At 57.1% G+C, this 25,219-nt stretch carries 23 protein-coding genes, 1 tRNA gene and 1 pseudogene; 12 read left to right on the top strand and 13 right to left on the bottom strand.

Annotated features, from left to right (window positions below; translation table 11 throughout):
- The first annotated feature begins 78 nt into the window (after positions 1-78).
- Positions 79-297, top strand: a complete 219-nt coding sequence (locus tag BM347_RS12660) for a DUF1127 domain-containing protein (protein ID WP_093916836.1) — start codon at positions 79-81, stop codon at positions 295-297.
- 150 nt (positions 298-447) lie between these two features.
- On the opposite strand, the gene BM347_RS12655 is transcribed toward BM347_RS12660, so the two are convergent.
- From BM347_RS12655 to BM347_RS12635, 5 genes are all read right to left on the bottom strand, one after another.
- Entirely contained in the window at positions 448-972 is a 525-nt protein-coding gene (locus tag BM347_RS12655; protein WP_093917070.1) for a GNAT family N-acetyltransferase, read from the bottom strand.
- Positions 973-1,143: 171 nt separating this feature from the next.
- Positions 1,144-1,506 carry a hypothetical protein gene (locus BM347_RS12650; protein ID WP_093916835.1) on the bottom strand — a complete coding sequence of 121 codons (363 nt, stop codon included), beginning with the start codon at positions 1,504-1,506 and terminating at the stop codon, positions 1,144-1,146.
- A gap of 109 nt (positions 1,507-1,615) precedes the next feature.
- Entirely contained in the window at positions 1,616-2,488 is an 873-nt protein-coding gene (locus BM347_RS12645) for a 50S ribosomal protein L11 methyltransferase (RefSeq protein ID WP_093916834.1), read from the bottom strand.
- 62 nt (positions 2,489-2,550) lie between these two features.
- Complete coding sequence (locus BM347_RS12640) at positions 2,551-3,783, bottom strand: MFS transporter (RefSeq protein WP_093916833.1); 1,233 nt, start codon at positions 3,781-3,783, stop codon at positions 2,551-2,553.
- Positions 3,784-3,928: 145 nt separating this feature from the next.
- A complete protein-coding gene (locus BM347_RS12635) occupies positions 3,929-6,124 on the bottom strand; it encodes a primosomal protein N' (protein ID WP_093916832.1) in 2,196 nt (731 codons plus the stop codon).
- Between the two features lie 118 nt (positions 6,125-6,242).
- On the opposite strand from BM347_RS12635, the gene fsa reads away from it, so the two are divergent.
- The 3 genes from fsa to BM347_RS12620 all read left to right on the top strand — a co-directional run bounded on the left by fsa (position 6,243) and on the right by BM347_RS12620 (position 8,820).
- Positions 6,243-6,896, top strand: coding sequence for a fructose-6-phosphate aldolase (gene fsa, locus BM347_RS12630; RefSeq protein WP_093916831.1), 654 nt, complete (start codon positions 6,243-6,245; stop codon positions 6,894-6,896).
- Positions 6,897-7,171: 275 nt separating this feature from the next.
- Entirely contained in the window at positions 7,172-7,879 is a 708-nt protein-coding gene (locus BM347_RS12625; RefSeq protein ID WP_093916830.1) for a DUF484 family protein, read from the top strand.
- On the top strand, positions 7,876-8,820 hold the full coding sequence (locus BM347_RS12620; RefSeq protein WP_175498564.1) for a tyrosine recombinase XerC: 945 nt from the start codon (positions 7,876-7,878) through the stop codon (positions 8,818-8,820). The genes BM347_RS12625 and BM347_RS12620 overlap by 4 nt, the downstream gene beginning before the upstream one ends.
- A gap of 72 nt (positions 8,821-8,892) precedes the next feature.
- Here the strand turns inward: BM347_RS12620 and meaB are convergent, their stop codons facing one another.
- Positions 8,893-9,864 carry a methylmalonyl Co-A mutase-associated GTPase MeaB gene (gene meaB / locus BM347_RS12615; protein ID WP_093917068.1) on the bottom strand — a complete coding sequence of 324 codons (972 nt, stop codon included), beginning with the start codon at positions 9,862-9,864 and terminating at the stop codon, positions 8,893-8,895.
- 105 nt (positions 9,865-9,969) lie between these two features.
- Between meaB and hrpB the strand changes: the two genes are divergently transcribed.
- The 3 genes from hrpB (at position 9,970) to BM347_RS12600 (ending at position 15,001) form a co-directional block, all read left to right on the top strand.
- Positions 9,970-12,384 carry an ATP-dependent helicase HrpB gene (gene hrpB, locus BM347_RS12610; RefSeq protein ID WP_093916829.1) on the top strand — a complete coding sequence of 805 codons (2,415 nt, stop codon included), beginning with the start codon at positions 9,970-9,972 and terminating at the stop codon, positions 12,382-12,384.
- Between the two features lie 557 nt (positions 12,385-12,941).
- Positions 12,942-14,141 (top strand): NAD(P)/FAD-dependent oxidoreductase, encoded by a 1,200-nt coding sequence (locus BM347_RS12605; RefSeq protein ID WP_093916828.1) that lies wholly within the window; start codon positions 12,942-12,944, stop codon positions 14,139-14,141.
- Between the two features lie 20 nt (positions 14,142-14,161).
- Positions 14,162-15,001, top strand: coding sequence for an NAD-dependent epimerase/dehydratase family protein (locus tag BM347_RS12600; RefSeq protein ID WP_093916827.1), 840 nt, complete (start codon positions 14,162-14,164; stop codon positions 14,999-15,001).
- Between the two features lie 51 nt (positions 15,002-15,052).
- On the opposite strand, the gene BM347_RS12595 is transcribed toward BM347_RS12600, so the two are convergent.
- Entirely contained in the window at positions 15,053-15,205 is a 153-nt protein-coding gene (locus BM347_RS12595) for an oligopeptide/dipeptide ABC transporter ATP-binding protein (RefSeq protein ID WP_245764279.1), read from the bottom strand.
- Between BM347_RS12595 and BM347_RS12590 the strand changes: the two are divergent.
- From BM347_RS12590 to BM347_RS12570, 5 genes and pseudogenes are all read left to right on the top strand, one after another.
- Positions 15,193-15,429 (top strand): annotated as a pseudogene (locus BM347_RS12590) (hypothetical protein); the annotation flags it as partial. The gene BM347_RS12595 and the pseudogene BM347_RS12590 sit on opposite strands and share 13 nt — an antisense overlap.
- A gap of 98 nt (positions 15,430-15,527) precedes the next feature.
- Positions 15,528-16,601, top strand: coding sequence for an ACR3 family arsenite efflux transporter (gene arsB / locus BM347_RS12585; RefSeq protein ID WP_093916826.1), 1,074 nt, complete (start codon positions 15,528-15,530; stop codon positions 16,599-16,601).
- A gap of 124 nt (positions 16,602-16,725) precedes the next feature.
- A tRNA-Ser gene (locus BM347_RS12580) sits at positions 16,726-16,815 on the top strand.
- A gap of 99 nt (positions 16,816-16,914) precedes the next feature.
- A complete protein-coding gene (locus tag BM347_RS12575) occupies positions 16,915-17,892 on the top strand; it encodes a hypothetical protein (protein WP_093916825.1) in 978 nt (325 codons plus the stop codon).
- A gap of 226 nt (positions 17,893-18,118) precedes the next feature.
- Complete coding sequence (locus tag BM347_RS12570; protein ID WP_093916824.1) at positions 18,119-18,769, top strand: 4'-phosphopantetheinyl transferase family protein; 651 nt, start codon at positions 18,119-18,121, stop codon at positions 18,767-18,769.
- Here the strand turns inward: BM347_RS12570 and BM347_RS12565 are convergent.
- The 6 genes from BM347_RS12565 to BM347_RS12540 all read right to left on the bottom strand — a co-directional run bounded on the left by BM347_RS12565 (position 18,736) and on the right by BM347_RS12540 (position 25,194).
- Positions 18,736-19,299 (bottom strand): RNA polymerase sigma factor, encoded by a 564-nt coding sequence (locus tag BM347_RS12565; RefSeq protein WP_093916823.1) that lies wholly within the window; start codon positions 19,297-19,299, stop codon positions 18,736-18,738. The genes BM347_RS12570 and BM347_RS12565 overlap by 34 nt on opposite strands.
- Positions 19,300-19,447: 148 nt before the next feature.
- A complete protein-coding gene (locus BM347_RS12560) occupies positions 19,448-20,725 on the bottom strand; it encodes a lysine N(6)-hydroxylase/L-ornithine N(5)-oxygenase family protein (protein WP_093916822.1) in 1,278 nt (425 codons plus the stop codon).
- A complete protein-coding gene (locus BM347_RS12555; protein ID WP_093916821.1) occupies positions 20,722-21,771 on the bottom strand; it encodes a GNAT family N-acetyltransferase in 1,050 nt (349 codons plus the stop codon). The genes BM347_RS12560 and BM347_RS12555 overlap by 4 nt, the downstream gene beginning before the upstream one ends.
- Entirely contained in the window at positions 21,771-22,709 is a 939-nt protein-coding gene (locus tag BM347_RS12550) for an alpha/beta hydrolase (RefSeq protein ID WP_093916820.1), read from the bottom strand. The genes BM347_RS12555 and BM347_RS12550 overlap by 1 nt, the downstream gene beginning before the upstream one ends.
- The gene (locus BM347_RS12545; RefSeq protein ID WP_093916819.1) at positions 22,706-23,872 is read right to left on the bottom strand and encodes a PLP-dependent transferase; all 1,167 of its coding nucleotides are present in this window, start codon (positions 23,870-23,872) and stop codon (positions 22,706-22,708) included. Before BM347_RS12545 ends, BM347_RS12550 begins: the two co-directional genes overlap by 4 nt.
- Entirely contained in the window at positions 23,869-25,194 is a 1,326-nt protein-coding gene (locus BM347_RS12540) for an MATE family efflux transporter (RefSeq protein ID WP_093916818.1), read from the bottom strand. Before BM347_RS12540 ends, BM347_RS12545 begins: the two co-directional genes overlap by 4 nt.
- Between the last annotated feature and the right edge of the window lie 25 nt (positions 25,195-25,219).

Below are 25,219 nucleotides of genomic sequence, written 5' to 3'. Positions count from 1 at the left end.
TGTCCGACGTTTTCAAATTGCCTAATTGCGCAGCACAACGATGCACAAATCGGCTTTTGAAATTCAAGGATGACGACAATGTCTATGTTCTACACACCTACAAACAACTACGCGACTGCCTCCACAGTCAACCGCGCTTTCTCCCACCTGGGCGACATCATCGCCAGCGTTATTGCCTGGAACGATGCACGCGTCACACGCAACGCTTTGTCATCGCTGACAGACCGTGAACTGGACGATATCGGCCTGACACGTGGCGATATTGAAAATGTAGCGCTGAACCACTTCGTTCGCTAACGCGCGATGCCAGACCCAAGCCCCAAGGGCAGTCCGCTGGACAGAAAATAGCCACGCTTACCAAACGGTAGCGTGGCGTATTTTTTGGTGTTCGAGTTTTGTGTAGAGAAGCTCAGGACGAAATTTTATGCCGCTTTGATGCCGACGTATTCAAATAGGTTCTGGAAGGTGAGTCCAAACCTCAGCATCTGGTTCGTGATCAGCACGCGTGCCATCGCTCTTCGCTCCAAGACGTTTCGCAACCGCTTGCGAACGATGGTTTTTGTGATCAATGTAACTTACCAATTGATTGAACCCATGTTCTTGATACGCCCAGCGACGAACTGCTTGCCCAGCTTCGGTTGCGTATCCACTGCCTTCGGCCCCTTCAAAAAGATGCCACGCCAGCTCGACCTTGGGCCAGTTTGAGTGCTTAAGCAGCCCGACACGACCAATAGGACGGCTTTGCCCTCGTTCAACTAAAGTAAAAAACCCAAAACCGTGCCATTGCCAGTGACCGACCCCCGTTAAAAACGCGAACCAAGCCTGTTCTTTGCTAATCGCTTCCCCCTGCGCCTCCATCCTCGGTGAACTGGTCATGAAGTGGGTAAGCTCGGGCAGATCGCTTCGTAGGGGCCCACGTAGGATCAGGCGTTCCGTCTCAAGCACGGGTGCAGACGTCAAAGGTATAGTCATATCCGACTCCATTCTGACATCATCTATGTAGGATCATTTATACAGGATCAATTGCCTCAGACCCCAAGGGCATAGCAACTCTGCCCCACGCACCGGCTCAACGCAATACGCCGCCATGCTCATTCGTTAGCACTCAAATTACAAATGCCTCAAATAACCACACTCGGGTGGTTAAAGCCGCGCCATATCATCGTTCAGCACCAGCTCAACCTTGTTTGACAGCGCCTGCGTTACCGGGTCGACTTGCAAGAACCACGCCCCTGCACGCTCAACCACGGTGCCATCGCTCAGGGAATTGAGCTGGCTTTGATAGGTGCCCTCACCGGCGGTTGCCAGCACCAATGCCTTGAAGAGGAAAAACAGAACCACCAGCGCCAAGAAGTACTTCAGCGGCGCTATTTTATCGCGGCGTCGCGGTTGCGCAATAACAAGTCCGTCACTGCGAATCTTGGTGTAGTAGCCGTTTGCCAAAGCTTTGCGCTGACGATCCAATTGATCTTTGCGCGTTCCAAATTGTTGATTAATATCGACCATGGTCGCCTCAAATTGCTGTAGGTCCCCACCTCTAGCAAGCCGGACAATACAACAGAAAAGTGGCTTTTTCTACAAAATTGCAGGAAATAAGTCAGAAAAAGATGCTCAATTATGGCAACTTTTGGACGGTAAGCGTCGTCCAGTCGCCAATGGACTCTCTATTCAATAGATTGATGCCGGATCGTGCATAAACCTCAATCACGTCATCGGCCTGCTCGTTTAAAATGCCAGACAGAATCGCCTTGCCGTTTGGTGCCAGCGCCGCTGCCATGTCAGGGGCCAACGCCACGAGGGGGCCTTTCAGGATATTGGCAAAGATCAGGTCGAACGGCGCTTTCGAGGCCAATTCCGGGTGATCAAAGCCAGCTGCCTCCACGCAAATCAGGCGGTCGCTCAACCCGTTTGCAGCCGCATTGGCGCGCGCCACGTCAACGGCGACCTCGTCAATATCACTCGCCAATACGGGGTTTGGCCAAATGCGCGCGGCCGCCATCGCCAGCACCGCCGTACCGCACCCGATATCAGCAACGCTTTGCCCGACCATGCCATCATTTGCCAAGCGATCCAGCACACGCAGACACCCCAACGTTGTGCCATGGTGCCCTGTGCCGAACGCCATCGCGGCCTCGATCAGCAATGGCTCGCAGCCTTCAGGCACCTTATCCGCATCATGGCTGCCATAGACAAAAAAACGGCCCGCCTCTACGGGGGACAATTCGCGACGCACATGCGCCACCCAGTCGGTCTCGGGCAGCTCTGAAACGACGAAATCCTTTGCCCCCATGGTTGCCGCCAGAATCGCCAATGCGGTTTGGTCCGGGGCCTGCTCAAAATAGCCACCCACTTCCCACAGGCCCGATCCGTCTTCGACCTCGAACACCCCAACGCCTGTCGGCTCTGGGATCAAGCGTTCCATCGCCTCGCCCAAGGCATAGGCGGGTTTGCGTCCCTCAAGGGTCGTCAGGGCTGTGAATGTGGGCATAACGCTCTCCGCAAGTTGCTGATGCGGCCTAGGACAGGCACGCCGGTTGGGTCAAGGGTGGACTATTGCGCGGCCACAGGCAGCGGGCGCGAAAAAATTGTCTCATGGCCCGGCACTGGATGGCGCGGGATCATCAAGGATAGCACCAAAGATATGCCAGCCATTACGGCCGCAAGAACAAACACCGCAACGGGCGAGATCAGCCAGAGCAGCCCCAGACCGACAGGCAAAAACACCGCCGCGATGTGGTTAATGGTGAAAGCCACCGCCGCAGTCGGCGCGATATCACCGGGATCAGCGATTTTCTGAAAATAGGTTTTCAACGCCAACGCCAATGCAAAGAACATGTGATCAATCACATAAAGGCTCGCGGCGACGACAACGCCCCACCCCAGATAATACACACCGCCATAAGCCAGGAACACAATGATCAGCCCAAGATACTCGATCGCCAGCGTGCGGCGCTCGCCGAAATATCCAACGGCCCGCCCTAAAAGCGGCGCAAAAATCATGTTCGCGACCAAGTTGATCAAATACAGCGTTGTGATTTCATGGACCTCAAAGCCGAACCGCTCAACCATCATAAAGCCCGCAAAGACCACAAATATCTGCCGCCGCGCACCGGACATAAATTGCAGCGCATAATACAGCCAATAGCGCTTGCGCAGTACCATCTTTTTGACTTGCGGATGCGGTGCCTCAAACTGGGGATAGGCAAGCAACGCGAACAGGGCGATCATCACGGTGACGCTGCCCCCGATCAGGTAAACGACGTTATAGGACAGCGATAGCGTGTCCCACAGCGCCATAATCGCCAGATAGGCCACCAGTGTCGCCGCCGATCCTGCCGCCATCAGCCAGCCAATCATACGCGGCGCGTCTTCAATCTTGAGCCACTGTAATTGCAGCGACTGGTTGACCGTCTCATAATAATGAAACCCGATTGAACTCAGCATGGTGATGGTCAAAATTCCACCCATCGACGGGAACCAAGCCGTGACAGCCGTGGCCGCCCCAAGCAGCACAAGCGACACCAATCCCAAAACCTGCTCGCGGACAAAGATAATAATCGCAATAACGCCCACCGCCAGAAATCCTGGAATTTCGCGCACGGTGTGCAGCAAACCGATGTCAGAGCCATCAAAATCCGCGACTTCAATGACAAAGTTATTCAGCAGCGCCGACCATGTATTAAACGCGATCGGCATGGCCAGGGCCATCAGGAACAAAAGAGCTACAGGGCGGCGCCAAAACGGTTGATGCTTGGCATCCTCAAGGGTCACATATTGGGTCATACCTCACCCTTTACGCCCCAATCTTAACCTTGACGAGGTCAAATAAGAAGATTTCCCGCAAAAGCCCCGCGTGCACACCTATTCCAAATGGAAATAAATCCTCACCGAAGGGATGTTTTGCCGGTCAGGCAAAACCAATAAAGAATCAGTAAAAACTCTGCGGATCAATATCGACGGCAATCCGCATATCGCCCTTTAGCCGCAGCTGCCCGACCCATTTTGCCAACGCCTCTTGCAGCGGCACCGACTTGTCTGCCTTAACCAACAACCGCACGCGGTGCCGCCCGCGTACCCGCGCAATCGGCGCCGGGGCGGGGCCGTAAACCTGCGCGCCAACCGCGCGCAACGGCCCGTCCTGGCGTGCCAACTGATTGCCCGCATCGAAAATCGCCGCCACATCAGGCCCGCTTAGAATGATACCGGCCATACGGCCATAGGGCGGGACACCGGCCTGACGCCGCTCGCCCGCTTCGGCCTTCCAGAACAATTCTTCCTCACCCGCAAGAATGGCACGAATTACGGGATGATCTGGCTGATAGGTCTGCAACAATGCCGCGCCCGGTGCCTCTGCACGCCCTGCCCGCCCAGCAACCTGCCGCATCAATTGAAAGGTACGCTCGGCCGCGCGTAAATCGGACCCCATCAGCCCAAGATCGGCATCAATCACCCCCACCAATGTCAGGTTCGGAAAGTTATGCCCCTTGGCCACCAACTGTGTGCCAATAATGATGTCGGCGGCACCGTCCGCGATGCCTGCAATCTCGGCCTTCAGCGCCCGCGCCGATCCGTACATATCCGAGCTTAGCGTAGCGACACGCGCATCAGGCCACAATTCGGCGGCCTCTTCGCCCAATCGCTCAACCCCAGGTCCTACGGCGGCCAGCTTCCCTTCCGCCTCGCAGGACGGGCAGACATCCGGCATCGGTTTGCTTTCGCCGCATTGATGGCAGACCAAACGCTTGAGGAAACGGTGTTCAACCATCCGTGCATCGCAGTGATCACAGCCGATCTGGTGGCCGCAGGCGCGACACAATGTGACCGGCGCATAGCCGCGGCGGTTGATAAACAGCATCGCCTGCTCGCCGCGTGCCAGACGTTTATCGACCTCAGCCCGCAAGGTCGGTGATACCCATTTATCGCTTGGCAACCCTTCGCCGCGCATATCAATCGCGCCCATTTCCGGCATCACCGCTGGCCCGAACCGCGAGGTCAGCTCAACCCGGGTGTATTTCCCTGCCTCGGCATTGGCCCAGCTTTCCAAGCTTGGCGTGGCTGACGCCAACACAACCTGCGCACCGCAAATCGACGCGCGCAACACTGCCATGTCGCGGGCATTATACAGCACGCCCTCTTCTTGTTTGTAGGACGTGTCGTGCTCTTCATCGACCACGATCAGGCCCAAGTTCTGAAACGGCAGGAACAGCGCGGAACGTGCGCCGATGACCACCTGCGCCTGACCTTGACCGACCATGCGCCAGATCCGACGACGCTCGGTCATGGTGGCACCCGAATGCCATTCCGCAGGCTTTGCGCCAAAACGCGCCTCCACGCGGTGCAGGAATTGTTCGGTCAATGCGATCTCGGGCAGCAGCACCAGCGCTTGTCGTCCGGCTTTCAACGCGGCGGCAACGGCCTCCAGATACACTTCGGTTTTACCTGATCCCGTCACACCGCGCAGCAAGGTCGTGCCGTATTTGCCCGATTGCACCCCTTGCGCCAGCAATGCCGACGCATCCGCTTGATCTTTTGTCAGTTCCTTGCTGGGCAGGCTTGGGTCCATCCGCAAGAACGGGACATCGCGCGGGCTGTCTTGTTCAACGACGGCATCTTGCGCAACCAACCCTTTAATCACGGACGAGGTCACCCCCGCCATTTCAGCGAGCTCTTTCAGGGTAAAGGACAGATCGCCATATTCTGCCAAGGTTTCCAGCACCCGACGCCGCGCATCGGTCATCCGGTCAGGCTCGGCTTTGCCGCGCCGGTAAATCTTGCGCATGGATGGCGGGTCCCCCAACCCCGGCGCGCGCGTGGCCAGTCGTAGCATCGCGGGCATGGGCGTCAGCGTGTAGGCGGCGGCTTTGCTCAGGAACTGCCGCAGTTCCTCGCGCATCGGGGCTGCGTCCATCACACGTATCACGGACCGGATTTTCGACAGGTCGTAATCGCCCTGCCCAGCGCCCCAGACCACCCCCAACACCTTGCGCGGGCCCAGCGGCACCTCGACGAAAGCGCCCAGATGGCAGCCGCCTTCGGGCGCTTTGTAATCCAGCGCTCGGCCCAGTGGTTGGGTCGTCAGGACGGCGACCAAATCACCTTGGTGAAAGAATTCTGGGGATGCCACGAACTGCTCCGGCCTTGGGTTGCGGGAATTAGGGTTTAAGCAGCGCCGTTCATGCGCTAAAGCCATTGCCAACAGACATAGCCATTAGACACCCCTATTCCAACCGGAAGGAAGCATTATGAAATTCTTTGTAGATACCGCTGAAATTGACGCGATTGCAGAACTCAACGATCTGGGCATGGTCGATGGCGTCACCACCAACCCATCGCTGATTCTGAAATCGGGCCGCAACATTCTGGAAGTCACAAAAGAGATTTGCGATCTGGTTGAAGGTCCGGTTTCCGCCGAGGTTGTCGCGCTGAAGGCCGACGACATGATCGCCGAAGGTCGTAAGCTGGCAGAGATTGCTGACAACATCGTCGTTAAGCTGCCGCTGACATGGGATGGCCTCAAGGCCTGTAAGGTGCTGTCGGGCGAAGGCAAAATGGTCAACGTCACCTTGTGCTTCTCCGCCAACCAAGCATTGATCGCCGCCAAAGCTGGCGCGACGTTCATTTCGCCGTTCATCGGCCGCCTGGACGACATCAACATCGATGGCATGGACCTGATCCAAGACATCCGCGTCGTTTATGACAACTACGGGTTCGAGACTGAAATTCTGGCAGCGTCGATCCGCACTGTTAACCACGTGCTGGAAGCCGCCCGTATCGGGTCTGACGTGATGACTGCCCCACCAGAGGTGATCAAAAAGCTGGCCTCGCACCCGCTGACCGACAAAGGTCTTGAGCAGTTCATGGCCGACTGGGCGAAAACCGGTCAAAATATCCTATAAGATGCTTTTGCGTGCGCGGCCTGAACCTGCGCACGCAAAATTCCCTCTCAATGCGGGGACAGCGGTGTGACATAAATGCATAACACACGGCCAAAACACACCACATAGTTGATGAACCAACCGCCCGCTAAATCTATGCGATTGCGACCGGCACAAGCAACGACAGCACCGTAAAAACACTATCCTTGGCAAAAAACTGCCCTATCCCCAGAAAAAAATTGCAGATTTCGGGCTGTTCTCGTGTTATTGCGTATAAAAATAAAAATGAGACAAGCATGAGCAGCAACCACAAAATCGAAGATTCTCTTCGCGAAGCGATCATTTCGCAGCCTGATGTCATCCTGGACGACAATGATGTGATGCAGGCCCTGATCGCAGCTAATGAGCGTGCGATGGGCGGTAATATCGTCGATCTGCGCGGCATCGCGATGGACCGTTTGGAAACCCGGTTGGACCGGCTAGAAGACACCCACCGCAGCGTTATCGCCGCCGCTTATGAAAACCTGGCCGGTACCAACCAAATTCACCGCGCTATTTTGCGGATGCTTGACCCTCTCGAGTTCGAAACCTTCCTGCGCGATCTGGGCGGTGATGTGGCCCAGATTATGCGAGTGGATGTGGTAAAGCTGGTTCTTGAGTCCGCCCAAAGCGACAATGACCCCACCATAAAGCGTCTTGGCGATGTGCTCAGCGTGGCTGATCCAGGGTTTATTGACGATTACCTGACATCCGGTCGCGGGGGGAATGTGCGACAGGTGACTTTACGCGGCGTACAGGACAGCCCGGCAAGCGTCTATGGCGATAAAGCTGAATGGATCAGATCAGAGGCCTGCCTGAAACTGGACTTTGGCAATGGCCGCCTGCCCGGCTTGCTGATCCTCGGATCAGAAGACCCGCATATGTTCGGCCCCCAACAAGGAACAGACTTGCTGGGCTTTTTCACCGGTGTATTCGAGCGCATCATGCGCCGTTGGCTGTCTTGAGCGCTGATACCAATCCTCTTTTGATCAGCCCGGCCGCGCGGGATGCGCTGCAAACATGGCTCGATCATCAACGCGCCTTAAAAGGGGCCGCCGAGAATACGATCACGGCCTATCAAGGTGACGTGGTCGATTTTCTGGCATTCATGACCGTTCATAAAGGCGACAGTCAGGGGCTAGGCGCGCTGGCCAAGCTGACCATATCCGACATGCGCAGCTGGATGGCCCATACACGAGGACCAGATGTCGGGCCGCGGTCTTTGGCGCGCAAACTGTCGTCGGTCAAAGCGTTCTATCGGTGGCTCGCTGAACGTGAGGGGTTTGAACCCACCGCGGTTTTATCCACGCGGTCGCCAAAGTTCTCGAAAAAGCTGCCGCGCCCCTTGGCCGTAGATGCCGCCAAAGCGATGATTGACTGCGTCGAGTTACAGTCGCGCCATGCTTGGGTTGCGACCCGCGATGTTGCTGTGCTGACCTTGTTATGGGGATGCGGGTTGCGCATATCAGAGGCGCTAGGCCTTAAGGGCGCAGATGCGCCTTTGGCGGACGTTTTGCGGATTATCGGCAAGGGCGGAAAGGAACGCGTCGTTCCTGTGTTGCCTGCCGCCAAAGACGCCGTTGATGCCTATCTGCGCGTTTGTCCCTTTCCGCAGGAACGCGACGCGCCCTTGTTCAAGGCGGTACGAGGCGGCCCCTTGGCAGCGCGGTCGATTTCGCAGGTCATGATGGACGCCAGAATGCAATTGGGCCTGCCCGCGACGGCGACGCCACACGCAATGCGCCACAGTTTCGCGACACATCTGCTTGATGCCGGGGGCGATCTGCGGGCGATTCAGGAATTGCTCGGTCACGCGTCGCTTTCTACCACGCAAGCCTATACGGCAGTAGATACGGCACGCTTGATGGACGTTTATAACAACGCCCATCCCAAAGCTGCTGGCTGAACCTGATTTCACCGCCAGCAGCCGTTTTTCATAATAATCGTTTCGGAATTTTTCAAAAATTCCGCCGCGCGCCTAGCGGTCCAACTGCTTTATAAAATCCTGTGCTGCTTTTGTCGGGTCTTCTTGCCCTCGCGCCACACGGTCGCCCAATGTCTTTAGCTCGGCTTTAGCCGTCGGCGTTTCAAGCTGGGCCAACAGCTCTTGCTTTACGGATTGTTCAAACCAGTACCGCGCTTGGGCCGCCCGGGTGCGATCCCAGAACCCTTCGGCGCGGCGCCAATCGGTCAAGGTCTGCATTTCATCCCAAGCCTCGGACAAACCATTTTCCTCAAGCGCTGACACCATCATCGCCTTGGGAAACCCGTCTGGGTCTTGCGGACGTTTGCGTAACAACCGCAACGCGCCAGCATAGTCGGCACATGTCCGCGAGGCCGCAGGTTTCAGATCACCGTCAGCCTTGTTCACCACAATGATGTCGGCCATTTCCATGATGCCGCGCTTGACCCCTTGTAATTCGTCCCCACCGGCGGGGGCCAATAGCAACAAGAACAGATCCGACATTTCGGACACCACGGTTTCCGACTGTCCTACCCCCACGGTTTCGATCAACACGACGTCAAATCCCGCAGCTTCGCACAGGGTGACCGCCTCGCGGGTGCGGCGGGCGACGCCGCCCAAATGGGTCTGGCTGGGCGACGGACGAATGAACGCGGCCTTTTCGCGCGATAGTAAATCCATACGGGTTTTGTCACCCAGAATGGACCCGCCCGAACGCGACGAGGACGGATCAATCGCCAACACCGCCACCCGCAACCCGCGCTGGATCAACATCATGCCAAAGCTTTCGATAAAGGTCGATTTGCCGACCCCCGGCGTGCCAGACAGGCCGATCCGCAAGGCCTCCCGGTCTTTGGGTAGCGCGGCCAAAAGGGCTGTAGCCTGTGCGCGGTGATCCTCGCGCGAGGATTCAACCAGCGTGATCCCCCGCGCCAATGCACGGCGTTCACCTGCAACGATGCCCTTGGCCAATTCATCAATGTTCATGCGCTGCCCCCATGCCTTGGACTGCATCTTTCAAGCGATGCGGGCCAAATGTCCAGACCAACGCAAGGGTTGGCGGCGCACCCCATTTGTCCCATAAGCTGCGTCATGGCCTATGACCTTCCTATTGATGATGTGATGCCGCAGGTGATTGATGCCCTGCGCGCGTCAGGTCGTGTCGTTTTACAAGCACCACCGGGGGCCGGTAAAACCACGCGCGTTCCCTTGGCCATGTTGGACGCGGGCCTGACTGCGGGCAAGATCATCATGCTGGAACCCCGCCGCCTTGCTGCGCGCGCCGCCGCTGAACGGATGTCAGAAACCTTGGGCCAAGAGGTCGGGCAGACAGTCGGTTTTCGGGTGCGCGGCGCGTCGGCCATCAGCGCCCATACGCGGATAGAGGTCGTGACCGAAGGTATTCTGACCCGCATGCTGCAGCAAGACCCGGACTTGCCCGGAGTCGGTGCCGTCATCTTCGACGAGTTCCACGAACGGTCGCTGAACGCCGATCTTGGGCTCGCGCTGTGTCTTGAGGTGGCCAGCGCATTGCGCGACGACCTGTTGCTGGTTGCCATGTCGGCCACGCTGGACGCAGCCCCCGTCGCGACGTTGATGGCGGCACCGATTGTAACCTCTGAAGGGCGCAGCTTTCCCGTAACGCCCCATTGGTTGGACCGGCCCATCGGCACACAAAGGTTCGAACAGGCTGCTGCCGATCTGGTGGTCCACGCCTTGAATACCTCACCGGGTTCGGCGCTGGTATTCCTGCCCGGTGAAGGCGAAATCCGCCGTGTCGAAAGCGCCTTAAGGGACCGTATCCCGAAAGATTGTACCATCGCCCCCCTGTTTGGCGCGATGGACTTCAAGGCGCAGCGCGCGGCCATCGCCCCGGCAAAAACCGGGCGAAAGATCGTGCTTGCGACCTCGATCGCGGAAACTTCGCTGACCATCGAAGGAATCCAGATTGTCGTGGATGGCGGCAAGGCCCGGCGCGCGCGGTTCGACCCCGCGTCGGGCATGTCACGGCTGGTGACCGATCGCGTCACGCGGGCTGAAGCCACCCAAAGGGCCGGTCGCGCGGGCCGCGTCAGCGAGGGCACCGCCTACAAGCTGTGGACGAAGGGAGAGGAAGGGGCATTGGCCGCCTTCCCCCCCGCCGAGATCGAGGTCGGTGATCTGTCATCCTTTGCGCTGGAGCTTGCCATTTGGGGGGCGCAGGCATCTGACCTGAGCTTTGTAACCCCGCCGCACGAGGGGCGTTTGGCCGAAGCCCAATCCGTTTTACAAATGCTGGGTGCATTGGACACAAACGCCCGGATCACCGAACACGGGCGCGCGTTGGCCAAGCTGCCCTTGCATCCCAGATTGGCGCATATGGTGGCCAAGGGCGGGCGCAGCGCGCCGACATTGGCTGCAATTCTGGCAGAGCGTGACCCGCTGCGCGGTGCGCCTGTTGACCTGTCGCTGCGCATGGATGCGGTCGCAGGAAAGCGCATATTGGGAGAGGTAAACCACGCGGCCCTCGCTCATATCCGGCAAGAGGCCAAGCGCCTTGCGCAGGGGCAAAATACCGACGGGCCAGATACATTGGGCGTGCTTGCCGCGCTAGCCTATCCAGACCGTGTTGCCATGCGCCGCAAAGGGGACAGCCCGCGCTTTGTCATGTCTGGCGGCAAGGGCGCGGTGATGCCTGATGGCGACCCGATGGCCAACGAGAGATTGTTGGTTGCGACCGATCTGGACGGCGATCCGCGCGAGGCCCGCATCCGTCAGGCCGTGCGCCTGTCTGACGCCGATTTGCGTGCGACCTTCCCCGAACAAATCGGCTGGCATGATGTCTGCACATGGTCGCGCCGCGAAGGGCGGGTTTTGACACGGCAACAGGAACGGTTCGGGGCTTTGGTGCTGGACGACCGCGCGTGGTCGGATGCCGGCCCCGACGAGATCGCATTGGCCATGTTAGACGGTGTCCGGCAACTGGGGTTGATGCCGGGCAAAGCCGCAAAACTGTTCCTTGCCCGCGCACGGCTGATGGGCAGCGATTTCCCCGACTTCTCGGACGCGCATCTGATGGAGACATTGGACGACTGGCTGCTGCCGCATCTGAGTAACGTCCGCAGCACCGCCGATTGGAAAGGGTTCGATCTGCATCCGGCGCTATTGGCGCGAATGTCGTGGGACGAACAGCAACAGCTAGCCAAGGCAGCACCGGCGCATTTCACCACGCCACTGGGCCGAAAACTGGCAATCGATTATGAGGGCGCGCAACCGCAAATATCGTTGCGCCTGCAAGAAGTGTTTGGCGTCACGCAGCACCCGATGATCGCGGGCCAACCGCTGCAGATTACATTGCTGTCACCCGCACAGCGCCCCGTTCAGGTGACAACTGATTTGCCCGGTTTCTGGGCCGGTTCATACGCAGATGTCCGCAAGGACATGCGCGCGCGCTATCCCCGCCATCCGTGGCCCGAGGATCCGACCCAGGCTGATCCAACACTGCGGGCAAAACCACGCGGCACATAGCCGTAAGATGCCGTCATCAACTGTGAATGGGGGTATAGGGGCTGCCGAGCGTCCTGAACGTCAGGGTGGCCCGGCAGATACTCGTTACCATGCGCTAAGCGCTTACAGGTTATCAACTGATCAACGTGGCAAATCGTTCCATGACGCAGCCAAACTCGTTACCGTCGGCAACATTCCCGCGCCATTCGACGTGTCCGGCACGGGCAAGGCGCGCGGCGACCAACATGCTGCGGTTTGTTTATTCACACGGGTTCGATGACAAATCGTTTCCACCACAAAACAAAAAACGAATAGTTTTATGTTCTTTGCAGGGACAAACCCGACGCCGTGTTCGGTGCTAGGCCCGCAACGGCGGCGGGGCCGAGACATAAGATCGGACAGCAAAGTCGCCAAGAGAACAAGCAGCGTTCATTGCAAGGGTGGTGGAATTGACGGCGCAACGGCAAAACTTGACGCAATCCCTATTGCGTCTACCGCCCAAATCGCGTGCATATTTAGCTAAGCGAACCCCGTGTAAGTGAAACCGCGCGCCACGCGCCCGATGAAAGCTGAAATGTATGAACAGTTTGCGTGCGTCCTATGACGTGGTGATTGTTGGCGGAGCCATGTTCGGGTCATCGCTGGCGTGGTGGTTGACCCAAATGCCCGGATTTGACGGAACTGTTTTGGTGGTCGAGCGCGATCCAACCTATGAATTCGCATCGACCAGTCACACAAACAGCTGCATCAGGCAGCAATTCAGCTCAACGATCAACATTCAGGTGTCGCAGTTCGGGGTGAAGTTCATTAAGAACTTCCGCCAGTTCATGGGCGACGATCCAGAGGTGCCGCACCTCGCCCTGCAAAGCTTTGGCTACATGTATCTGGCAGACACACCCGAATTCGCGCAGACGCTTTTGCGGAACCAAAAAATTCAGGCATCCCTTGGTGCGGGCACGCAGCATCTGAGCCGGGATGAAATCGCCGCCGCCTATCCCTTTTACCAGCTGGATGACATTCTGGCCGGCAATCACAATCAGATCGACGAAGGGTATTTCGACGGCGGCACTATGTTTGACTGGTTCAAGCGGAAGGCCAGGCATGGCGGTGTTGATTTCATAAGTGACGAGGTCGTCGCTATGACCAAATCGCCGGACGGCAAAACGATTGACGCTGTGGTGCTGAAATCCGGCGACACAATTGGCTGCGGCACGGTGGTGAATGCATCGGGCCCGCGCGCAATAGCGACGGCACAGATGGCCGGTGTTTCCCTGCCGGTAGAGCCGCGCAAACGCTATACGTTCATCTTTGACGCGGCCGAACCGTTGGACGGTGACCTGCCCCTGACGGTTGACCCCTCAGGTGTGCATCTGCGCAGCGACGGCAAATATTACATGGCCGGATGCCCACCAGACGAAGACCCTGCAGTCGCGTTCGATGATTTCACCTTTGATCACAACCTGTGGGAGAACAAAGTTTGGCCAGCGATTGCCACGCGCATTCCCCAGTTTGAACGGATCAAAGTGATCAATGAATGGGTCGGGCATTACGCCTATAACACGCTCGATCAGAATGCGATTTTGGGGCGTCATAGCGCCATCCAGAATTTCATATTCATGAATGGCTTTTCAGGTCATGGCCTGCAACAAGCCCCCGCAATCGGCCGCGGGATCGCCGAACTGATTTCCTATGGCGAATATCGCAGCCTCGATTTGACCCCCTTTGATTATCAGCGGATAGAGAACAAACGCTCGATGGTCGAACAGGCTATTATTTAACTTAAAGAAGGATACGACAGATGTTGAAGAAATTGGTTTTGACCGGTGCTGCGGGGCGTCTGGGGTCCTATCTGCGCGAACCGCTGTCAAACATGTGCGAAGAGCTGGTGAGCACCGATATCACCGATGATATTGGTACGCTCTATCCAAATGAACGCTTCGCCCAAGTCGACATTGCTGTGTATGACCAGATCGCACCGCTGCTTGAGGGGGCCGATATGGTGCTGCATTTCGGCGCAATCGTTGACGAACGTCCTTTCGAAGAACTGCTCGGCCCGAATTTCGTCGGCTCCTACAATATCTGGGAGGCCGCCCATCAACATGGATTGAAACGGGTTGTTTATGCGTCATCGATCCACGCGGTGGGCATGCATAAAAAGGCTGACTTCATTGGCATTGATGCCCCGCATAAGCCTGATACGTTTTACGGATTGGCCAAGTGCTTTAGCGAAGACCTTGGCAGCATGTATTGGGACAAGCGTGGGCTTGAATCGGTCTGCCTGCGTATCCTCAGCTGTGCACAGGTTAACAATCCTCGCGCTTTGGGATCGTGGCTATCCTATGACGATCTGATCCAGCTTGTAACCCGTGCCATCGACACGCCGTCGGTTGGGTTTAGTATTGTCTACGGCGTTTCAAATAATGACCGTGCGCCGGTCGATAACGCCAAGGCATCGTTTCTGGGGTACCGCCCCAAAGACAACGCGGAACAGTTTGCCGAGGCCATACTAGCGGATGCAGCGCCAGCAGATCTGACGGACCCGGGCGAAATGTGCCAAGGCGGGCCGTTCGCATCCGTTGAACTGGGAAAAAGCGCTACGAAGTCGATGAATATCGTCAACGATAAAAAGAAGACCTAAAGCGGGTCAACGTCGGTGGATCGGATGCTTACTGATCCACCGGCCAGCAGTCTAATCCGCTGGCTCCTCCCAGCGGTGGCAAGCGATCTTGTGCTCTTCTCCGGCGGTTTCCAGTTTTGGTTCCTCTATCCGGCATCGGTCAATCGCGACGGGGCAACGGGTTTGAAATTTGCAGCCCGGCGGCGGATTGGTGGGTGACGGGATTTGTGAGCATTGCAGGTGGCATGGTATCCATCATCGCCTATGGTTTGGTACTTTATGCCAAGAATTACGCACCCCTTGGCGCAGTTTCCGCCCTCCGCGAAACCTCGGTCATCTTTGCAACGCTCATTGATTTTATCCTGCTCAAAGAGGGCAATTGGAAACGCCGCTTGGGGGCTGCTGTTATGATGACAATCGGGATCATTGTGATCGGGATGAACGCCTAGCGGCTTTGCAAATTTGACGGATGACCCCTCATCGCGCCTTTGCTAGAATTCGCAAGGACAAGACATATCGTAATCGCCGTAATCCCCGAGAGCACAACATGACCGAAACATCATTTACCGCCGCCGCTGGCCTTGGCACCTTTGAACGCTGGCTTTCGGTATGGGTGGCGCTTGCCATCGGGGCGGGGCTGCTCCTGGGCAATCTGTTCCCCGGCGTCTTTGCGGCCCTCGCCGCGCTAAAAGTTGCATCGGTCAACCTGCCTGTTGCCGTTCTGATCTGGGCGATGGTTTATCCGATGATGGTTGGCGTCGATTTCGGGGCCCTGCGTCAGGTCGGCGACAGACCTAAGGGGCTGGTCGTAACACTGGTGGTGAATTGGTTGATCAAACCCTTCACCATGGCGGCCCTCGGGGTTTTGTTCTTTGAACATGTCTTTGCAGGTCTGATCCCGGCCGATGATGCCCAAGCCTATCTGGCTGGGGTGATCTTGTTGGGAGCCGCCCCCTGCACCGCGATGGTGTTTGTTTGGTCCAACCTGACGCGTGGTGACGCAACTTACACCTTGGTCCAAGTCAGTGTAAACGATGTGATTATGGTGTTTGCCTTCGCCCCAATTGTGGCATTCCTGCTGGGTGTGACGGATATCGTTGTCCCTTGGGATACATTGCTGATCTCTGTTGGCTTATACGTGATGTTGCCGCTGCTGGCGGGGTATCTGACGCGCCGCCGCCTTGTGGCCAAAGGTGGTGACGCCGCAGTGGATGCGTTCAAATCCCGCGTTCAGCCGTTCTCTGTCATCGGTCTGCTGGTCACAGTTGTGCTGCTATTTGGCTTTCAGGGCGAGGTCATTCTAGACCGCCCGCTTGTCATTGCGCTGATCGCCGTTCCGCTGCTGATCCAATCCTACGGCATCTTCTTTGTCGCCTACGGTGCTGCGCGCGCGTGGGGTATTCCCTTTAATGTTGCCGCCCCCTGTGCGCTTATCGGCACCTCGAATTTCTTTGAACTGGCGGTTGCGGTGGCAATCAGCCTGTTCGGGCTAGGCTCCGGTGCGGCGCTTGCAACTGTTGTGGGTGTTCTGGTCGAAGTGCCGGTGATGCTATCGCTTGTCGCATTTGCGAACCGGACCCAACATTGGTTCCCAAAAGATACCCCGCCCGCTTCCCGGTAATCTCATCATGGCGAACCACGCCTGGAAGTGCCCAAGCCCGCACGGACGGTATCGGAAAACTCTCGTTGAATTTGTTCGCTTTTGGCCCTTGCCCCCTTGGGAACCTATCGCTAAACGGGTCAACGGAGACGTGGCCGAGTGGTCGAAGGCGCTCCCCTGCTAAGGGAGTAGGCCCGGAAGGGTCTCGAGGGTTCGAATCCCTTCGTCTCCGCCATTACTTATTGATTTTGTTAAATAAATTGACAATTCGCCAATTCTACCCACGACCTACCCATGCGACTTCTTAGGCTTTAAGGGGGAGGATATTGGCGAAATGGCATTCAAAGTTCTTCCGATTCATACACTGAACGCACGCGGCCACGTAATGCTGGAAGTCGTTCGAGACCACTTCAACATCCCGCCCGACCGCATGTTGTTTGAGATACAAGCTATGCGGAAGCAGGTGGTGGATGTCCTGAAGACCAAAGGCATAAACTACGATGAACTTCGCGCCGCGCTCGTTCCAGACCGCGAAAAGCTTGAGTTGGCGTTGATCTTCGACACGATGAAGATTGAAAGTAGCTGGTATGGATATGAAGTCTTCAAGCGTTTGATCCCGCTCCTAAACCCGCGCAGCAAAAATAGCATCCTCCACGGCGACTACGTTGGAGAGAACGAACACCAAGACATACTGTTTGAAGCCTTCCGCGATGCAGGGTATCCAGTAGAGCAGATAACCTTCCAGCACAGCACGCAGTTTTATATTGTCTATATCAATAATCTTACGGATACAGCCTTTCAAAAATTGGCGGGTGGATTGATCGGTTTTGAAGGTCATGTCGGGTGCGCGAATGTAACGCATCACTCTCATTTCAAGGCACTACTGTCATTGCGCCTTACCAACCTTGGCGTCAAATTTGGCCGAAAGATAATTCAAGGTCACGAAGACGACCGCGATGAAACTGAGAATGTGAACATGAGCGGGTATCCGTTTGAAGAAAACGGCTACGAGTGCATAAGCATCAGGTCGGACCTTGAGGGCGTCTTTCTCTCATATAAAATTGAAAGTCCCGTTTTCGATGGCTTTGAGGTCGATACGGAAATGTCAATCAATTCAGTAAATTCTAGCGTTGAGAGGCTGGATGATCTTGACGTTCACGTTGAAGATGCAAAGCTTGAATACATCAAGACGGCGAAGGCAGGTTCGCTCCATCATGCAGGGCTTAGCGATGTTTCTAAGGAAGAGTTTCGGGAAATAATCCGTGGAAAACTGCGATCCAACCATATCTACAATATGTCCTATCTTGCATAATACAATGGCACCAAGTTCAGCATCATCATTGAGGTGCCGGGCGAAGACGGAGAACCATTTCGCCTTATGGCCGCTTTGGAATACCGGCCCGATGATAAAGTGCTGCGATTGCTCACTTTCTACTAAATGACAACATGGACCTGTTGCGGTTTGATGCCGCTTCTTTGATAGCATTTACTGCAACAAAGGAGACTGACTATGGGACTGAAACGGACGGACGAAATCGATGGAAAATCACGTTCCACAGTTCTTTGAACCGCAGGGCACCCCGGTACCAGCAGTGCTGGTTTTGGATGATCTCGGTGAGGCCACTCCACGTGCAAAGACCGGTGCGGCCAAACGCGCGCATATCATAAGAACGGCACAGCGGCGTCTTGGGGTGCCCGAAATACCCATCACATCTGGATCAGCTGGGGATCCTGTCTGGCCAAAAACACACCGTGGCAGCCTGAGCCATTCGGGTAGCAAGACTGTGTGCTTGTTGGCCAAGGGAAACGAGTGGGATTGGGGCGTTGATATAGAGGGATACGCGGATACTGAGGCGGTTCAATCCATATCCAGTGAAGCAATGGGTACGAGTGAGCGCAGCATTCTTGCACAGGCCGATGACAAGGGCCATTTCTGTGCCTTGGTTTTTTCGGGCAAAGAGAGCTTCTTTAAAGCTGCATTCCCGCGCGTCGGCCGGGTATTCGGGTTTGAGGCGCTACGGCTTTTGGCGGCCCCTAGCTCTGGGCAGATGAGTTTTGTCACTGCTATCCCGCTCGCGCCGAGCCTACCGCGTGGCACGAAGGTTACGGTTCGTTATATTCAGATGCAGGATGCGATCATCACATGGACAGCGCTTCAGGCGGTTTCGCGTAGTTCATTGGCAAGATAGGTGTGCGCACTGTGTATAAGCGCGTGGACGCGGGCTGGTGATAATCCCATTTCAGATGCGATTTCATTTTGACGACGCGCTTTTAGCCGATGCTCTGTAAACGCGTGCTTCTGGGTTTCTGGAAGCGACATAATTGCTCGGGCCATTGCGCTAAGTGTCTCATATGCAACCAGTGACTGCTCCGCAGTTGGGCCGCTGGCGACGGGTTCAGGTGTGGTGTCATCCATTGATGTTTCGTGGCCGTTGCGGCGCCAATGATCCAACGCCAGATTGCGCACCATTCTGCGCAGTAATCCGCGCGGACTGGTGGGTTGGGTGGTGATGGCACCGCTAGATAAACAGCGTAAAGCGGCGTCTTGCAACACATCTTCGGCGCGGTCCCGCGACCCAAGTATTCTGACCGCATCGCATAAAAAAAGCTCCCGCTCTTGCATGAGATGGTCGATCAGTTTGTGACGCGTGGCAATGCAAGCAGGTGCATTCGGAGACAAACTTGCGGATAAAGGCGCAGAATTCCGGATCTCAGACATGACGTATCCCGATGTAGACTTGGGCACGAATCTACCGGGCGAGGTGCTGAGTGGATGCGGGCTTTCGATAACATGGAATCCGCGCGGCCGCCAATATGGCAGCCGCGCGATAAGAAGAATTTCCCGCAATAGTTGAAATTTAAGACGATTATTCCGCGGCTATTTCGCGGGCCTGTACGGGCGCTTCTGCAAGCGTCGCGACGATCTCTTCGGACCTTTGCGCAAGCACCGATAGCAGCGTATCGCTTAGCCCGTGGGTCGGCTCGCTATAGCCTTGGACATAGACCGACGGCGCAAACCCGTCCGCCATCGGCAGGCGATAGTCGCGGCCCGGTACGGTCTTGAGGCAGTATTGCGCAATTCCATGCAAAACCTGCTGGTCAAGCGCGCGGGTGTACCCGGTTGCACAGATGATCCTGTCATACCGTTCTGTCCGCATTTCCCCGGCGTGAGACAGCGTTAACGCCAGTGTTTCGCCTGTAGTCTCTAGCTGGGTCACCAGCGTATCTGACTGAATCGAAAGACGTTTTTCCGCGACCACTGATTGCTCGTAGACCATCTCGTAAATCGTGCAAATCAGGTCTTCATCCACAACCGAATAGTTGGTTGCAGCCAGCTCATCCAGCGCGGCATGGCGGGCACCTTCGGGCAAAGCATAGAATGCATCGGTCTGGCTGGGGTCAAAAATCTCGTTTACGAACGGGCTGTCATCGGATGGTTTGATGGTTCGGCCACGCATGATCAGATCAAGCTGCGGTGCCTCGGGACGATCGGCCAGATCGGCGAAAATTTCAGCGGCGCTTTGACCCGCGCCGATGATGGCAATCCGTTCACCGGGGCGCAGGCTGGAGACGACTGATGTCATATAGTCTTTGGCGTGTATGACGCGGGGATCATCGGCATGATCATTGCAGAACGCCGGGAACTTGGCGACCCCGCCCGGCGCGATCACCAGATTTCGCGCCCGGTATCGGGTTTCTGCGCCGCTGGCTGCACGTGTGACGACATCGACCGCATCAACCGCGCCATGATGGTCCACCGCTTCGATCCCGACGACCTTGCGGTCATAGTCACAGACCGGAAATTGGGCGGCCACCCACGACAGGTAATCGTTGAATTCCACTCGGCTGGGAAAGAAGGTCTTGCGATTGATGAACCGGTTCAACCGCCCCTTGTGGTGCAGATAGCTTACAAAAGTATAGGGGCTTTGCGGATTGCGTTGGCCCACCAGATCCTTGAGGAACGAAATCTGCATATCCGCACCGGGGATCATCATACCGGGGTGCCACGCAAAATGCGGCTGTGCCTCAAGGAATTTTGCACGGATCGGCGTTTGTGCTTCGTCCAATGCGACAGCAAGCGAGAGGTTCGAGGGGCCAAAGCCCACACCGATAAGATCGTATATCTCTTGATCAGATGTCGTCATGTCCAGTCTCCTGTGGTGGGAAGGCGCGCGGGGGAAAAGCAAAGCGGGGCCCCGCGCCCGGTTTCGGGTCGGGCCCAAAGGCGGGCTTCAAAGAAATGCTGGCGTTCGAGTTGAACAAGGCTTGCGCGTTTGTGGGAAAAGTCGAACTCACGGATATGGGCAAAGCCGCCACGCGACAGGTTTTTCAGCTGCTGCGCATGACTCGCTTTGGGTTCGCCCATCAGCGATTGCGTACGCGGTTCGGCCAGAAACATGTAATGCATCAGCGACGGCAGCCATGCGGTGACATAGTCGGCCCCACGCACGTTTTCCTCGCCAATCAGGACATGCCACCCCCGATCCCACGGTGCGGCGTCATATTGTGCACCGATCCGGTTTTCACGCGCCCAGTATAGCTCGAAATATGCAAAATCCCGCCCGTCGAGCGTGCCAATGACCGGCAGCATATGCGGATCCGTCATCAGCGTTTCCAGATAGGCGCGGTGGTGCTCGATCGTGCCGGTTTCTTCGAAAAACTCGGCGACGCGCGGATCATTCTGCCAGCGGTGAAACGTCTCAAGATCGCTGTGATCCAAGGCGCGCAGGGTAAGTACCTGATCCAGCCAAGGGATATGACGCTGGTACAACAGGCCCGTTGGCTTGGGCGGGCGGATGGGGTGGCGCCCATGCGGCCCCTGTTGCCAAAGCGTCGGATAATTCGCGGCGTCCTGAGGGCACCAACGATCAGCGGCCTGCCAGAGGGAGGCGGGTAAAACCACCGGTCCAATCTCGGCCTGAAGGGCGATGCCTTTGGCCAAGAGATCCGGCAAAAGCGGTGTCCAATCCGTGCCCGTCAGACGGATCGCGGATTCATCCCCGTGGTTGGTTAGTGCCTCAAATGCCGCAAGCGCGACGTCTAGGCCCATAGCACCTTCTTCTTGGGGGGCAGAAAGCTCAAGCCGCCCACCACCAAGGTCATAGAGTTGTAACGACGCGTGGTTTTCCACAAGTACGGAGCTGCCATCGCGCCGCGCACGGATCGGGTAAGATGTTAGATCGCGGGGCATCAAATGTCCTTTTCGAATGTCTGAGTGATAGAGGGCGTTTGCGCCGATGTGGGCCAAAGATCGAAATGGGATCGATCAATCGCAAAGGCCCAACTGAGCGCACGGTTCACAGCAACTGGCAAAACCGACATGTGCGTCTCATCGGTGTAGGTCTCATAGGCCACATCCAGCCCGCGCGCGGATAACGCGCTGGCCATTTCCTGCGCGGCTGCAATGGTACGTGTGCTGGCTTTTTCGGTAAGGCGCGCTTTGACCTCGTCCCCGCCTCTTTGAAACGGGGCAAGATCAAACCCCTCCCACTCCCCAGCGGAGAGGTGTACACGCGGCGCGGTTTCGGGTGCCACGAAAGCCTCTAGATGGTTCAGCAATGCACTGTCTTCCCAGGTGATCGCAGGGCTGGCCGCAATAATATTGCGAAATGCACCAGCGTGGTTGAACAGCATCCAAAGGGCGAACAGCCCGCCAAAGGAATGGCCAAACAACGACTGGTTTTTCGGATCAAGATGAATGTGATCCGTTAGGAACTCGCGGACATCCTCGAGCAGGAAACGCGCCATTTCGCTGCCTCCGCCAGTTTTGACCTCCAGCCCGCCCTCATAGAACGGCGGATAACTGCGCCCGGGTGGTGGACCAAGATCCCAACTGCGGCGAAAGCTGTCGTATGCGTCATCAGTTGGATAGCCCACGGCGATCAGCGCGCCCCAACCAAGGTTTGTGCCACTGGGCCAAAAACCTTGCGCCCGCATGGCGTCAACGGCTGTACCAATCACGGCGTTCCCATCCATCAACCAAAGTGCGGGCCAGCCTGCCTCAGGCTCCGGTGCGGGCGGGGGCCATAAAAACACCCGCCGCACGGCCCCTGTGGCACTGTCGCGCAGATCAAACCAGCGAATGCCGCCAACTGTCCATTGCCCTTGATCGACAGCTGCGCCACTCATGCTGCGATTGCCTGTGCTTGATCGATGGCTTGGGTCAGATCGGCCAAAAGCACATCTGCCGGTTCTAGGCCCGCCGCCAGCCGGATGGTACGTGGGCTGACATTAAAGCGCTGAAATGAGTTGGCCGCACCAGCCAAACCGCAGGCGGCTTGCCCTGGCACGATCAGGCTTTCCGGTCCGCCCCAACTGACGCCAAGGCGGATCACCTGCAGCGCATCACAGAACTGTTCGACGTTTACGCCTCCTGCGAGATCAAAGGCGAACAGCCCACCAAATCCGCGCAGCCCGGCGGGATGCTCGGCCAGCAAGCCGGGGTGATGTACTTTTGTGACCATGGGATTTGCGTTCAAGACTTTTGCCAAAGTCATGCCGGTTTGCATATGCGCACGCATGCGCAATTCGAGCGTCCGCATACCACGCAGCACCAAAAAAGCATCCATCGGCGACATGCGCCCCCCAAACAGATGTGTGGCCTCATGGTCGATCTGTTTGATCATCGCCGACGGCCCTGTGACCAGCCCGCCCAAAGTGTCGCTGTGACCCGACAGATATTTCGATGCGGCGTGCACGATGAGGTCAATGCCAAGCGCTGCGGGATTCTGAAAGATCGGTGTCGCCCAGCTGTTGTCGATCACTGAGATTACGCCGTGATGCTGTGCCGCCGTGGCGATCGCGCCAAGATCCTGGAGCCGGAAGGTCCAGCTTGTCGGGCTTTCAAGGTACACCATCCGCGCGTCCGGAAGAGCTGCAATCACCGAGTCTGTGTCGGTGCCGTCGACATACACCGTTTCAACGCCGAACCGGCGCAACACCGTTTCAAACAGCCGGTAAGCGTCAGAATACACATGTTCGATGGCGACAATCCGGTCACCGGGTTTTACAAAAGGCAACACCGCCCCGCATATCGCCGCCATTCCCGAGGAAAACCCGCGCGCAGCTTCGGTGCCCTCAAGCCGTGCAATAAGTGCTTCAAGTTCGCTGACCGTCGGGTTGTCGCCGCGTGAGTACACCAGTTGATCAGACCGCCCTGAGAACACAGCCTCAATCTGGGCGTAGCTTTCGAACAAGAACGACGACGCCTGGAAAATTGGCGGAGCACTGGCAGCAAGCGGCGTGTCACGGGCCGGGGTGATGAGGTCTGGCACGTAGGTATGATGGGTCATGCGGATACTCCGATTGGATGTGGTGAAGCGCTGGTGATTTTCAGCAAGACGATGGCGACGCAGGCAGACAGATACGCCGAAAGGGTGATCGCCATAGGCAAGGCAGACGCCCCGTATATGGGAATCAGCAGTGCCAGTGCTGGCCAAAGCAGCCAGCCCATCGGGGCCAATCCCAAGAGCATGGCAAGGCGGGGCCGGATTGCGGCTTGAAGGCTGATTTGCCCGATAAGCCGGATCGCAAAAGCCGGGATAGACAGCGCCAGCCAACGCAAATGCATTGTGGTTTCTGTGACGACAGAGGGGGCGTCGCTCATCACGGTGGCAAGAGGATGGGCACCAAGCCAAAGCAAAGCCGCGCATACTAGGCAAATGAATGGCGCGAACCTAAGCAACAGGGATTGCGCGCGCGCCACGCGCCCGCCATCTCCGGCACCATAGGCATAGGACAGGATCGGTTGAACGCCGATTGCAAACCCTTCAAGTGGGAGCGTCACGAAAAGGATCAGCCGCAGTGCCACACCAAGTGCCGCAACGGATTCTAGCCCACCATGCACCGCCGCAAGGCGCAGCACAGCAAGAAAGCCAAAGGTTGTGACCGCAAAACTTGCAGCCTCGGGCATCCCCACACGCAGCACCGGAGCAAGCAACCGGATAGACCCAAGAGAAGGGCGGCGCGCAGGGGCATGAAACCAGACGACCCAGACCGATAATGTCACCAGCTGCGCGGTAACCGTTGCCCAAGCTGCACCGTCCAACCCGAGGCCAAAACCAAAGATGTACAATGGATCAAGCACCATATTCAGACCAAAGCACAACGCCAATGTCCGCATGCTCATCCGGGCGTGTCCGCGTCCGATGGCAGTAAAATCACAGACGATCTGGATAATCCCAAAGGCGACAGTCAGCGTTTGAATGGGGTAATACGCCCGCGCCATCGGCAGCGTTTCCTGCGGCATCGACAGCAGATTAAGCACCGGCGTCATGCCCAGTTGAAGTGCGACCCACAACAGAGCTGCCAGCACCGCAGCGGTCGCAAATGACAGGCCGGAAATCTGGCGCGCCCGTTCAGCGTCGCCTGCGCCCAATGCCCGCGCCACACTGCTGGCAGCACCAATCCCGATCCCGATCCCCAAGGCAACCGCAAACCCGGCAAGCGACGCCAGCAACACCAACACAGCAAGAGGGGACGCGCCGAGTTGACCGACGAACGCGGCATCGACGATCTGATGGCTCGCGTTCAGGGACAGGCCCACCATCGCAGGCAGCCCCAAACGCAGCATGAGCTGCGGCAGCTTTGTATCCGAAAGATCAACGTCGGGCATAGGAGGTCCTGAATGCTGCACAACA

The sequence above is a fragment of the Sulfitobacter marinus genome (genome assembly GCF_900116285.1).
In the GTDB taxonomy this organism is placed as follows: domain Bacteria; phylum Pseudomonadota; class Alphaproteobacteria; order Rhodobacterales; family Rhodobacteraceae; genus Sulfitobacter; species Sulfitobacter marinus.
The sequence above is the reverse complement of the archived record's forward strand: the minus strand, read 5'-3'. Positions and strand labels throughout refer to the sequence as shown.